At 67.4% G+C, this 12,543-nt stretch carries 7 protein-coding genes and 1 pseudogene; 6 read left to right on the forward strand and 2 right to left on the reverse strand.

Annotated features, from left to right (window positions below; genetic code table 11):
- Window positions 1-70 precede the first annotated feature (70 nt).
- A pseudogene (locus tag OG972_RS05760) lies at window positions 71-718 on the reverse strand (DUF5655 domain-containing protein); the annotation flags it as partial.
- Window positions 719-810: 92 nt separating this feature from the next.
- On the reverse strand, window positions 811-1,650 hold the full coding sequence (locus tag OG972_RS05765) for a hypothetical protein (protein ID WP_266978879.1): 840 nt from the start codon (window positions 1,648-1,650) through the stop codon (window positions 811-813).
- A gap of 102 nt (window positions 1,651-1,752) precedes the next feature.
- Between OG972_RS05765 and OG972_RS05770 the strand changes: the two genes are divergently transcribed.
- From OG972_RS05770 to OG972_RS05795, 6 genes are all read left to right on the forward strand, one after another.
- Complete coding sequence (locus OG972_RS05770; RefSeq protein WP_266978881.1) at window positions 1,753-1,944, forward strand: hypothetical protein; 192 nt, start codon at window positions 1,753-1,755, stop codon at window positions 1,942-1,944.
- Between the two features lie 561 nt (window positions 1,945-2,505).
- Window positions 2,506-4,017 carry a TIGR02677 family protein gene (locus OG972_RS05775; RefSeq protein ID WP_266978883.1) on the forward strand — a complete coding sequence of 504 codons (1,512 nt, stop codon included), beginning with the start codon at window positions 2,506-2,508 and terminating at the stop codon, window positions 4,015-4,017.
- Entirely contained in the window at window positions 4,017-5,438 is a 1,422-nt protein-coding gene (locus tag OG972_RS05780; protein ID WP_266978885.1) for a DUF2398 family protein, read from the forward strand. The genes OG972_RS05775 and OG972_RS05780 overlap by 1 nt, the downstream gene beginning before the upstream one ends.
- Window positions 5,435-9,754 carry a TIGR02680 family protein gene (locus OG972_RS05785; RefSeq protein ID WP_266978887.1) on the forward strand — a complete coding sequence of 1,440 codons (4,320 nt, stop codon included), beginning with the start codon at window positions 5,435-5,437 and terminating at the stop codon, window positions 9,752-9,754. Before OG972_RS05780 ends, OG972_RS05785 begins: the two co-directional genes overlap by 4 nt.
- On the forward strand, window positions 9,751-11,031 hold the full coding sequence (locus tag OG972_RS05790; protein ID WP_266978889.1) for a TIGR02679 family protein: 1,281 nt from the start codon (window positions 9,751-9,753) through the stop codon (window positions 11,029-11,031). Before OG972_RS05785 ends, OG972_RS05790 begins: the two co-directional genes overlap by 4 nt.
- A gap of 212 nt (window positions 11,032-11,243) precedes the next feature.
- Window positions 11,244-12,407 carry a serine/threonine-protein kinase gene (locus OG972_RS05795; protein WP_266978891.1) on the forward strand — a complete coding sequence of 388 codons (1,164 nt, stop codon included), beginning with the start codon at window positions 11,244-11,246 and terminating at the stop codon, window positions 12,405-12,407.
- Window positions 12,408-12,543 lie beyond the last annotated feature (136 nt).

Here is a 12,543-nt window from a genome sequence, read left to right on the forward strand (position 1 = left end):
CACACTGAGCCCACAGGACACGCACCACCAACACCGACCTGACCAAGCCCTACTAGAGGCCAGCAGGCGATCACGCCGCCGCGTAGCTCGCCAGGAACAGCTCCTGCGCCCGCTCCACGTCCCTCGGCGTACGGAGCTGCACCTCCAGATCACCCGTCCCGTGGTGACCGAGCCCGGACACGTCCCGGGTGAAGCCCGGAACGAGGTCGACGTCTTTCGGGTCGACCTTCAGGTAGACCAGGAGCTTGGTGCGCTGCGGCGGGCACAGACAGGCGAAGTTCCGCAGCCGCTGATATGCCCGGTACTGCTTGCGCTCCACGCGGTTCACGCCGTCCCCGAGCCCGAGCAGGGCCTCGTCGACCGCGCTCGCCAACGCCACCATCAACGCGTCCCCACCGTCTGCCGCTGCCTGGGCAACAGACTGGCGCCGTGCCCGGTGGGCCACCCGCATGCCGCCGCTCACGGACGCCACGGTCTCAAGACCGAGCAGGTCACTGCCGAAGAATCGGTAGCGGACCAGGTCGATCGAGCGCCGGTGCTCGCGCACGGCGTGCACGTCGTAGCGGGTGAAGTCTCCGGCGATACAGATCAGGCGCGGGCCGCTCCACAGAACCTGGGACGCGGCCGTCACCCCGAGCCGGTCGCGGACCAGGTGCTCGAACTCAGCCCGGTGGTCCATCAGCCACGCCAGGTAAAACAGGCCCTGGTTGATCACGCCTTCTCTGAACTCATTCGGTGCGCTTCCGGACGGTCATCGGCCAGCCGCTGGCATCAGTCCTGCCACTCATCCAGCGGGATGACTCCGAGGCTTCAGCACCCCGTGAAAGCGGGGGCCCATGTGAGGAGGATCCCGCTGGCCTCAGCGAGCGAGGTCCACCTGGGGTCAGCTGGCTGCTTCTCCAGCACCAGAACAGGGCGTATTTGACCGAACGTCCTTGCCAATTGCAGCTGATGGGCATAGTCGAGAACCTGTCCGATCCCCAGTCGAATCTGCTGATCCTCACTTGCGCCGGTCAAGCTCTTCACCTCGGCGATGAAGACCTCATCATCACGCGACCAGCCCGCATCGAATCGAGGAGCATTGCGAGCGTGCCCGCGGAGTTCGATGTCCTGGCGGGACAGGTGGTCGATGAGTGCCGCGATCGTCGACTCGTATGCCTCAGTGCCCTTGTCGAGGTGGGCAAGATCGAGGGCCAACACACCAGAATCGTGGCGACCGACTCTGTGTCGCTGCAGCGGGCCGCCCAAAATTCCGTCCCCAGCCTGCGGGAGGACGAGAACGTGATCGTCTGTGCCCTGCGCCCGTTGCAACTCTCGGCAACGCGCAGGGTGTCCGCCGATCAGGTCTGCGAAGCCGTCTCCGTCCACGACACATACGTGGTATCCCCGGTCGCGTTCCCATGCAGCGCGCACGAGCTTCTTGCTGTACTCGCGGTGAGTGTCGGTCACGGCCTGACTGGCGAGATCGCCGTGCACGAAGACCGTGATCTTGCGTGAGAAGTCCGGCTTCCAGCCCGCTCCGAGCTGTTGGGCCATCTCGCGACAGTCTTTTCGGATTACCCATTCGCCGTCTATGAGTACTTTGCCCGTGATGCAGAGCGTCTGCCCGCTGAGCGAGTGAACCCAGCCGTCACAGAGATTCCCGTCCATGAGACCCCCCTCTATGCTGTCGCGAATATCTTGCCGCACGGCGGCATCCGGCTCCGCTTGGGCGATGGGCAGCCATCATGAGGACGCTGTTCTCCTGTCCGGTTGGCTGGTCGGAATGCCGAGGTCGACGACGCTGCGGTTGGCGGGGCGCCGGTTGAGCTGCACGAGTTTCTCCTCTGCTCCGGCAAGGCTCACCTGCAGCCCTTCCACCTCGCCGAGCCACCCCTCGCGCTCGGCCTCGGCAACGCGGGCGAGGAGGTTGTCTCGGATCTCGACGAGCCGAGGGGCTTCTGAGCTGTGAAGATTGTGTGAGATCCTACGGGCGGCCCAGCCAGGGAACGCTTGCGTCTCCCTACCACCGGGGATCTACGATTCCCCCATGTGTCCCCCGCTTCCCGGGGGACAGCGCAAGGAAGCTGCGTTTTCGCAGGTCAGCCCCCGTAGCTCAGTGGATAGAGCAGGTGCCTTCTAAGCACACGCTGGCTCAGACTGCAGGGGCCAGATGATCCAGCGACGTTGCTGCGTTCGCAGTCGATCAGGCCAGCAGCGCTCTCCCCAGTCGGGCGTCCGATGCCGCACGCCCGTAAGGCGCCATCTGGGACGAGTTCATCGGATCTTCCGCGTCTGGCAGTGGCAAGTTCTTTGGCAGGAACCGCTTGTGTACACGCGGGCCCCGAGGCTCCGATACATCAGCCAATAACCACACCAGAAATAGGCCATTCGTTCGAATTCTACGGTCATTGTCAGTGCCGCCTGTCAAGGTATGCGCAATACGACTCGAGACGAGGGGCAGCATTGGTGTTCCAGCGAGATGACTCGGGAGTTTCCGAGTCATTCGATCTTGATTCATTGACAGTGGGCGACCGCCTGCGGCTGTTCAACTTCACCCAGCGCGATGACCACGTGGCTTACCTGTGGGTGCTGCGGGCGATGAACGTGCTACGTGCCGTCCACCAGCTGCAGGTCCACCCCGACGACGTAGCCAGCGCTCTCAACGAGCTCGCGACAGCGCATGACGAGGTGCCGTCTGCCGCAGACTTGAACCTACGAGCCATGCTCGACAACCTGTCCGCGGACAATGAGCAGGTCCTCTACCGGGTGGAGGACGCGGCGCGGTGCGGCAATTTGGCCGCGTACCGAAACCGGCAGTCGGTCTACCAGTTCACGGAGATTGGTTACCGCGTCTATTGCGCCGTGGAGGAGGTCATCGGCTCCCGCGTGCAGGACGCGAACCTGTCACGGCTGGTCTTCGCCGACATCCTGTCGGACTTCAAGGCGCTGGCGGCCGCGAACCGGGAAGGCGACCGGGACGAGGTGTATCGCAAGCTCGCGCGCCTCGACAGTGTGCTGGAGGACATGACGCAACGGGCGGCGCGTTTCTATCTGACCCTCAACGACGTGGCGCGTACGACGGATATCTCCCCGGAGACGTTTCTGCGCTACAAGCACGCGTTGCTGGCGCACATGAGTGAGTTCACGGCAGAGCTGGAACGCTACGCACCCCGGCTGGCCGAGGCCGTGTACGAGGTGGAGGACAGCGGGGTGGAGACCCTGTTGGAGCGGGCCGCCGGTGTAGATGAGCGGCCCATGATGCGTCCGGCCGCGCGGCTTGAGGACTGGCGGCGGCGCTGGACGGGACTGCGCCAGTGGTTCTTGGCGGAAGGTGCTGGGGAGACCAAGGCCGCCCAGTTGCAAGGCGCTACCCGCACCGCAATCTCCGGGGTCATCGCCCTATTGCGGCAGGTGACGGAGTCGCGGCGAGGCGGGGTGAGCCGGACCACCCAGCTGCGGCATCTCGCCACCTGGGCGGCCGGGGCGCCGGATGAGCAGGCGGCCAACGCTCTGGTGTCCGCTGCTTTCGACCTGCGCTCGGTGCGGCATCTGTCGGGCGCGCATGACGATGGTGATCAGATCTCGCCGCGTACGACGTGGTGGGATGCGCCCGGGGTGGAGGTCAGCATCAGCTTGTTCAGACATGGCAAGCGGCCGGCGCCGGGCGGCCCGCAGCCGGTCCGGGCGAGCCGTGGTGCCCATGCCCGGCTGCGTGAGCAGCAGTTGGCGGAGCGGGCCGCGGACCGGGAGGCCGCCACGGATCTTCTGGACCATGGGCCCCACGATCGGGTGCTGAACGCGGCGGAGACCCGCGCCGTGCTGAAACTGCTGACCCGTGCCCTTCAGGCGCGGACGATCGTGGCGGGCCGGCTGCGTTCGGGCACCGGCAGCAGCGACGTCCTGACGCTGCGCCTGGTCCCAAGCGAGCGCGGCAGCCAGCTGCGGACCGAGACCGGCACTCTGCACCTGCCTGGCTTCACTCTGGAGATCAAGCCCCACGGTGCGATGCGTCGACGCCGAACGGAGACGTCCTGATGCCCGCCCATCGCGTAGCCGCAACTGTGGAGCCTGCGGACCTTGGCTCGTACCAGCAAGCGGCCCGGCTCATGCTGCTGCACGGAGTCGTCAACGAGAGCTACCCGCGGGCCAAGGCCCTTGCGCTGGTGCTGCAGTGGGCCGACGAACTGGCCAAGGATTTCCGGGACCTGTTCGGCTACTCCTTGCAGACCAGCGCCCATCACGCACGGCTGCTGCGGCGGCTGGATGCCTTCGATGCCAGCCAGGCGTTCCTGACGGTGAAGAGCAAGAAGCCGTTCGACCGGCGCCGGCTGGCCTACCTGTGCCTGATCCTGGCGTGCCTGCACCGGTCGCGGGTCGAGATCAACCTCGCCGATCTCGTCAAGCTCCTCGCGCCCTCGGCCAATGCGATCGAGCACCTGGGCTTCGATGCGACCGCGCCGGGTCACAAGGACGCGGTCGTTGACGTGGTGGACTGGCTGGTCGACCGCGGTGCGCTGCGGATCTCCGACGGGTCCATGGAGGACTGGGCCCGTGACCACGACCGTGGGGACGCGCTGTTCGACATCGACCACGACACCTGCGCGGCGCTGTTCCGGCCGAACAAGCCCCTCCAGCATCTGGTCAGCGCTGCCGGCCTGTTGGATGCGCTGACCGCCGGCATCGGCCGGGACCCCCGGCGGCGGTACGCTGCCCAGCGAGCCCGGCGGTTGCTGATCGAGTACCCGGTGGTCTACTTCGGCGACACCGACGCGGAGACGGCGATAGCGCTGCGCCAGCCCACCCTGGCCGAGGACATCGCACGGCTGACCGGGTTGCCCGTCGAGCGCCGGGCCGAGGGGATCATGCTCGTCGACACCACTGGGCACTTCACCGACAAGCGGTTCCCCGGCCGCGGCGGCGCGGTCAACCGCACCGCCGGGCTGATGCTCGCGAAGATCGCGGACCTTCGGGAGGACCCGGACCGAGCCGGCACTCTCCAGTACCTGCTGCCCGCCGATCCGGGGGAGGAACACGCCGACCTGGTGCGCCGTATCGATATGGCCCTGCCGCAGGCCGGCACGCTCGAAGCGCTGGCTCACGACCCCCACGCGGACACCGGCCAGCACCCGGATGAGGCCGATCCCGGCGCCACGGAGGATGAGGGGCAGACGAGCTTGCCTTTCGTGGAAGACGGCACGCTGGAGCAGATGATCACCGAACTTTATGAAGAGTTCGGCCCCTCCTCCTTCACCAACAAGTGGCAGGCCGATCCCGGCGGGCTGCAGTCCGAGGCGATCGCACTCCTGGCGGACCTGTGCCTTGTCCATATCGTCCCCGGCGGGGTGCTGGTGCGGCCTGCGGCCGGCCGCTACCGCAACATCACCGCCGTCCTGCCACGTCCCGCGCTCGACGGCCAGTTCGCTCTCGACTTCCCCACTGAGGAAACCTCTCGATGACGCTCATCCCTCATTCCCGCACCGCTGACCAGCCGGAGGTTCGCTTCAAGCCCACGCGCGCCGGGGTGATCGGCCTCTGGGACTACACCGACGAGGAGTTCGTCTTCGCCGACGGCCGCCTGGTCCTGCGCGGGCACAACGGTTCCGGCAAGACCAAGGCCCTCGAAGTCCTGTTCCCCCTCGTACTGGACGGTGTCCTTGACGCGCGGCGTCTTGATCCGTTCAGCGGCGAGGAGCGGACCATGAAGTCGAACCTGCTCTACAAGGAGCAGGAGTCCGCTTACGGCTATGTATGGATGGAGTTCGCCCGCACCGGACCCGATGATGAGGTCCTTGAAGCCGTCACCGTGGGGATCGGCATGCGGGTGACCAAGCCGATGTCCACGCCGGCCCGCTTCTTCTTCGTCACCGAGGGCAGGGTCGGCATCGACTTCGGTCTGCTGGACGCCGCCTCGCGCCCGCTGCGGGAGAACGCCCTGAAGAAGCTGCTGGGCGAAGGGGCCATCTACGCAACGGCGGAGGCGTACCGCGAGGCGATCGATGACCGGCTGTTCGGGCTGGGCCGCGAGCGCTACAACCAACTGGTCAATCTTCTGCTCCAGCTGCGGCGCCCTCTGCTGGCCAAGGACCTCGACCCGGTCAAGGTGTCCGACACCCTCACCGCCGGACTGCGCCCCGTCGATGATGCCCTCGTCCTCCAAGCCGCCCGCGACTTCGAGAACCTCGCCGAGATCCAGGCGCTCCTCAACGCCCTGATGGGGGCGGATACCGCAGTCCGTAACTTCCTGCGTGAATACACCAGTTACCTGCGCGCCCATGCCCGTGACCGCGTCGACCATGTCTCCGGGCGCATCCAGGACACGGCCATCCAATGTGAGACGATCATGGAAGCGGCGGGCGACCGCCGCGCCGCCGAGCGGGAGCTGGCCACGGCACAGCAGGAGCGGGATACCAGCGAGCGCCGGTGCAATGAGATCGACGCCCGTCTGACCGAGTACAAGAACCACGACGCCATCAAGAAGCAGGACGGACTCAAGGAACTGCGCGAGCGCGTACGCACCGAGCGCCTGGGTATCGACGGCAGTGAACACCACCTCAACAGGGCCCAGGCGAGCTTGGCCACTCTCAAGCGGGAGGCGGACCGCGCCCTCCAGCGGCACGATGAACTGCGCAAAGCTGCCTCCCGGCACACCCACGGCCTCATGGACGCAGCGCGCCGTTGCGGCATCCTGAACGACGACGACACGCTGAATCTCGGTGCTGAGCTGGACACGCATATCGCGGGTCGGGTTGCCGCGCGTCGCAGCGAACTGCAGGACGTACACGACCTCCTGGGCGCCTTCGAGAACGCCACGAAGGACCAAGAACGCGAGCAGGAGCAGTGCGACGCGGCGAGCAGCGAGCTGACGGAGACCGAGCGGCAGTCCGCCACAGCGGCCGAGCAGCTCACCACCGCCCGCGTAGAGACCGGCCAGGAACTGGACGACTTCATCGGCCGCTGGAGCGGCAGCGACGACACCGCAGTCCTGGTCGCCGCCGACGGCGACGTGCTGCGCGCTGCCATCGACGCCGTGGAGGAACCCGAAGCGGCCCCGCTGCCGGAGGTCTTCCATAACCTCGTCGACCGGCGCCGCACCAGCGCGCTGACCCGCGTTGCGACGTTGAAGCGGCAGCACAGCGACATTGCGGACGCTCTGCGCGCCACGCAGGCTGAGCGCGACACCGTGGCAGCCGAGGGCGACGATGCACCACCCTTCGGTGACCTGCGCCCTGCCAGCCGCGATGAGCGGCCGGGCGCCCCGCTGTGGCAGCTCGTACGGTTCGCCGATCACATCTCCGACGGCCACGCGGCTGCGGTGGAAGGCGCCCTGTACGCGGCCGGCCTTCTCACCGCCTGGCTGCACCCCGACGCTGCGCTGACCGACCAGGCGCTGCACGACAAGATCGCCGACGCCTATCTGCGCCCGCTGCCTCCTGCTCAGCGCCCCACCGGACGGACCCTGGCCGATGTCCTGCTCGTCGAAGATCAGCAGCACGTCAGCTCTGCCACCGTCCAGGCTGTTCTGGCCTCCGTCGCCGTCATGGACGACGCCCCGGCATTGGACGATGCGCTCTCTGCTCCCTCGGTGACCACCGGCTCGCACTTCTGCCTCGGCGTCCAGGTCGGTGCGCATCCCAAGGCACAGCCCGAGTACATCGGGACCACCGCACGGGCCGCCCGCCGGCGCGAGCGGCTGGATCGACTCGAAGAATCCATCGCCGCCCTGGAAGCTGACCTCGCCGGTATCGAGGAAGAGCAGCGGTACGCGCAGGAAGCATGCGACGACTTCGACCGCGCCAGGCGCGAGCTCCCCCGCACCCAGGCGATCACCGAAGCCGTGCGTGAGGTCGCGGTGGTGGCGGAGAAGGTCGCCGGAGCCCGCCGCCGCCTCACCGAAGTACGCAAGCGACTCGACGGGGCGATCGCCCGGGCCCATGAGAAGAACCGGCAGCTTCGCCATGCCGCCACGGCCGCACGCCTGCCCACCCATCGCGAGGAACTGGACAACGTCGCCCAGGCCATCGACGACTTCGCCGACGCCGGCAAAGAGCTCTCCACCTGCCGGGAGCAGACCGAGGCCGCCGAGCGCGACATCGCCGGCCGGAAGGAGATCATCGACGAGCAGACCGAGTCCTGCACAGAGCAGGCCGAAGCGCTGCAGGCGCGCACGGACGAGTTCGCCGTTCAGGAGGAGCGTCTGCGGACCCAGGAGGCAACGCTCGAAGCCCCTCTGCAGGAGATTCTCCAGCAGATCGCGGAATCCGAGGAACAGCTCGCGGAGGCACAGACAACCTACGGCCGTGCGAAGAAGGATGCACAAGAGCAGCGAGACCGGCTGCTGAAGGCGACCCACGCCCTGGAGTTCGGCCAGACAGCATTGGCCACGGCCGTGGCCGAGCAGGTGCGCACCACCCTCACACTGGAGCCGTACGCCCGGCCCGACCTTCTCGGCCTACTCGAAGCAACCACCGACACCCTCTGGCTGCCGCACGACATGTGGCCGAGTCCCGAGCAGGCAGTCCAAGCGCTCATGGACAGCCTCACCTCGCCCGAGACCTCCCTCACGGGAACGGAGGCCGCCCGAAGCGTCGTCCCCGAATCCGTCGCCTCACTGATCACCGCGCTCGACGAGGCGACCCGTGGTCGCCCGATCACCGCGAGCCTCCTGAAGACCGTCACGACAAAGATCTCCACCGCCATCACCACGCTGGAGTCAGCCCTGCTGGAATCCGACCAGGGCTACCTCTTCGAGTGGGAGCCGGCCGGCGACATCATCCTGGCCCGGGTCACCGACAGCGAAGGGCCCGCCCCCGTAGCGGACTTCGGACGCCGCCTGGCCGAACAGCTCGCCGACCAGAGTGTGCTGCTGGAAGACAAGGAACGCACCGTCCTGGAGGACGGGCTCCTGACCGGCCTGGCCCAGCAAATCCACGACCGCACCATCGCCGCCCGCGATCTGGTCAAGAGCATGGACGCCGATACCCGGGCCAAGCCGATGTCCTCCGGCGCGACGGTGGGCATCAACTGGGTCGTTTCCGACGCCCTCACCGACTCCCAGCAGGCCGTCAACAGGCTGCTCGACAAGGACGCATCCGGCCTGGGCCCCGCCGGGCTGGCCGAGCTCCGCTCCCACCTGCGCAGCCAGATCCGCACCAAGGCCGCTGCCGACAAGAAGCGCAGCTACCAGCAGGTCATCGCCGAGGTCCTGGACTACCGGGCCTGGCGCAGATTCGAACTCCGCCTGTTCCGGCAGGGCATGAGCCCGGAGGAGAAGAAGAAGGGGGAGGTCCTCACCAAGGCCAAGCACAGCGTGATGTCCGGCGGTGAGAAGTCTGCCTCGATCCACCTGCCGCTCTTCGCAGCCGCCCACGCCCAGTACAGCTCCGCCTACCCCACCTGCCCGCGCCTGATCGCCCTGGACGAGGCATTCGCCGGCATCGACGAGAAGTACCGCCCCGACCTTCTCGCCCTCACCGCCAAGTTCAACCTCGACCTCTTCATGACGGGCTACGACCTGTGGATCACCTACCCCGAGGTGCCGCAGATCTCGCACTACGACATGAAGCACGACGAGGCATCCCACACCGTCTCCGCCATGCTGCTCGTCTGGGACGGCGAACAGATCCTCGACGACCTCGAATATCCCGAATCCGACGACCTGGCTGCCGAACTCCTCGGCTTCGCACCCCGTCGCCATGTCCCCGCGCAGACAGGACTGCTCGGTGACATCCCCGACGACGAACCGACGAGCAACGCCGCCGAGGAATCAGCATGACCAAGGCAGCAGAGATATACGAGCGCTACCGGGGCCCTGAGTTCCGCCGCCTTCTGGCCGCTGCCCGGCGCTCGCTCGAGCGGAACGGCGGTGAGATCGAGGGCTCCATCAGCCTGACCAATCCGACCACAGCCGAGCGCAACGCGGTCATCGGCATCACCGGAACCTACCGCTCGCCTGACATCCGCCGCATCACCCTCCCTCTTTCGGTGCTGGAAGAGAGCGTCCGCAACGTCACGGGCATGTCGCTCCGCGAGGTCCTGGAACGGATCGGCCCCCCGCTGCGCTTCCGCTCCGAAGAGCGGACCACACTCGAACACGCCCGCCAAAACATCCTGGCCGAGGGCGAGACGAGCCCGCTGCACACCGAGCACCCCTGGTTCCGGAGATGGCTGGTCGGCCTCGCATCCGACGGCACGATCACCGGGCTGGTCAACAAAGCGGACACCCACCGCTTCAGCCAGGCTGTCCGCGTCCTGGAATTCCTCCACAGCCGCCCCAGCGGGACGCCTCCGGTCATGCTGCCCTCACTGGCCGACGCCACCACCGGAGACACCAAAGCCCTCAACCCCGACCGCGGCGCGCTGCCGACCCTGGTCCTGCGGGCCCTGGCCATCGCACGCGGAGTCCCACTCGGACCAGGAGCCGAGGCCCGACGCGAGCTGTGGGACGCCTTCGACGTCATCGTCGACGACCTCGCCAGCCGCGCGCTGGTCCTCAACCTCCCCGCGACGGGTCAGGGGCTGGGCCAGTGGCTCACCGACGCCGCCCGCTACGGCACCCCCTTCCACATCACCCTCCACCAGCTCATCACCCTGCCGATAGCCGTGAACCTGCCAACGGTGTACGTCTGCGAGAACCCCGCCGTACTGCGCCGCGCCGCCGGCGAGCTGGGCGCGGGCAGCCCACCGCTGATCTGTGCAGAAGGCCGCCCCTCAACCGCCTTCCACCGCCTTGCCCGCCTTATCGTCGACAACGGCGGTCTGCTCCGGTACCACGGCGACTTCGACTGGCCCGGCATCGCCATGACCAATGCATTGCGCACTCGCTACGGCGCCGAGCCCTGGCGTATGAGCAGTGGGGACTACCTCAACGGAGTCCGTGCCGACACCGATCACATCCCACTCAGCGGCAAGCCCCAGGGCACATCGTGGGACCCGAAACTCTCTGAGATCATGGCCAGGGAGAGAGTCGCCGTCTACGAAGAAGCGGTCGCCGACACTCTCCTGAACGAATGGGCGACGGCCACGTACCGCGCCACGGGGGAATCCGGATAGTCGAGCCTCTTGTATCGCCTACGAAGCTACTGGCGAGCTCTGTGGTTGTGAGGCGGCCCGGGGCTGCGGTGCCAGGGCCGCCCGTACCGCGTGACAGGGGGCTGAAGTCCCGTCCGGGTTGGTGATCGCTTCGTTAGAGTTGTGGCGCAAGTGGTCAGGCGTCCGTTGAGCAAAGTAATTCTGGGGGTAGTGAGGCGATGGACGCGGTACCCATGACAATCGGCCGGTACGCGGTCGAGCGCAAGCTCGGAGCGGGAGGGATGGGAGAGGTCTACCTCGCTTACTCGGCCGCAGGCGAACCTGTTGCGGTGAAAGTGATCCGCCCCGACCGCACAGATCCCCACACCCGCGCCCGCTTCGAACGTGAGGCGACGATCGCGCGCACGATCTCGGGAACCGGCCGGGTGGCTCGGTTCATCGATGCCGATCCGTTCGCGGAGCAGCCCTGGCTGGCTATGGACTACGTTGCTGGCCGGCCGCTCTCCGACGTGGTCAAGGACCAGGGGCCACTGGCCCCAGCACTGGTAGCGAGCCTCGGCGCACTGCTGGCCGAGGGTCTGAACGCCGTCCACGATGCCGGTCTTGTGCACCGCGATCTGAAGGCGCAGAACGTCATGCTGGGCGACTTCGGTCCGGTGATCATCGACTTTGGGCTCGGTGCATTCCTCGGCGCGTCGAAAGAGTCGCTCAGCCAGGCCGGGATACTCATAGGCACGGTCCGCTGCATGCCGCCCGAGCAGGCGCTGGGACAGGTGGAAGTGACACCGGCCGCCGACGTGTACGGACTTGGCACGGCACTGCTGTACGGGGCAACTGGTCACTATCCGTACGACGGCGCCCACTGGGCGGCCGTGGCCGCACAGGTCGCCAACGCGGAGTCCGGGCCGGACTTGTCCGGGATGCCTGGCGAGCTCGCCCCGGTCGTCGTGCCGATGCTGGCGTACCGGCCTGAGGACCGCCCCTCGCTGGAGGAGGTGACACGGCAGTGTGTCGATCTCATGCGTACGCTGGGGACCAGCCCGGCCCGTGCACGGCGTGCACTGATCCAGGCTACGACGGCCGTGGAGCACCCCACGATGGTGCTGCCACAGCCGGACGCACGAATGCTGGACCGGCTCGATGAGCTCGAAGTGCAGCTGCGCGAGGAACCGGACCCCAGCGCACCGACGCCCCCTGGCCCGACAGCGGGCGAGGGACCGGCGGCCGATGGCGGCACGACTCCATCGACAGAGCTGTCTCCCGTAACTGCCACGAGGCCCGGAAGGCCGGATGGTCCCAAACTCCGCCCGGCACGCCCCCCTGCTTCCCGCCGCGTCGCACAGGAACTGCGCGGGCGCTACGCGAGGGGTCCGGCGCTCGCCTGGCCCAAATCTTGACCCGCTGCCGACAATCCACATCTCCCGGTGTTCCCACCTCCTGCCGACGGACAGACCCGTGCGCTACACATGGCAAGGAGCGGACCCGCACATGAGCACTCCGCAGACCACAAGCACCCGCACCCCTAGGAGCACC

The sequence above is a fragment of the Streptomyces sp. NBC_01669 genome, from assembly GCF_026339735.1.
GTDB classification, from domain to species: Bacteria; Actinomycetota; Actinomycetes; order Streptomycetales; family Streptomycetaceae; genus Streptomyces; species Streptomyces yanii.

Excerpts from the sequence above, each read along its gene's own strand:
- OG972_RS05765 (WP_266978879.1), bottom strand. The coding sequence starts at position 1,650 with ATGGACGGGAATCTCTGTGACGGCTGGGTTCACTCGCTCAGCGGGCAG.
- OG972_RS05780 (WP_266978885.1), top strand. The coding sequence starts at position 4,017 with ATGCCCGCCCATCGCGTAGCCGCAACTGTGGAGCCTGCGGACCTTGGC.
- OG972_RS05785 (WP_266978887.1), top strand. The coding sequence starts at position 5,435 with ATGACGCTCATCCCTCATTCCCGCACCGCTGACCAGCCGGAGGTTCGC.
- OG972_RS05790 (WP_266978889.1), top strand. The coding sequence starts at position 9,751 with ATGACCAAGGCAGCAGAGATATACGAGCGCTACCGGGGCCCTGAGTTC.
- OG972_RS05795 (WP_266978891.1), top strand. The coding sequence starts at position 11,244 with ATGACAATCGGCCGGTACGCGGTCGAGCGCAAGCTCGGAGCGGGAGGG.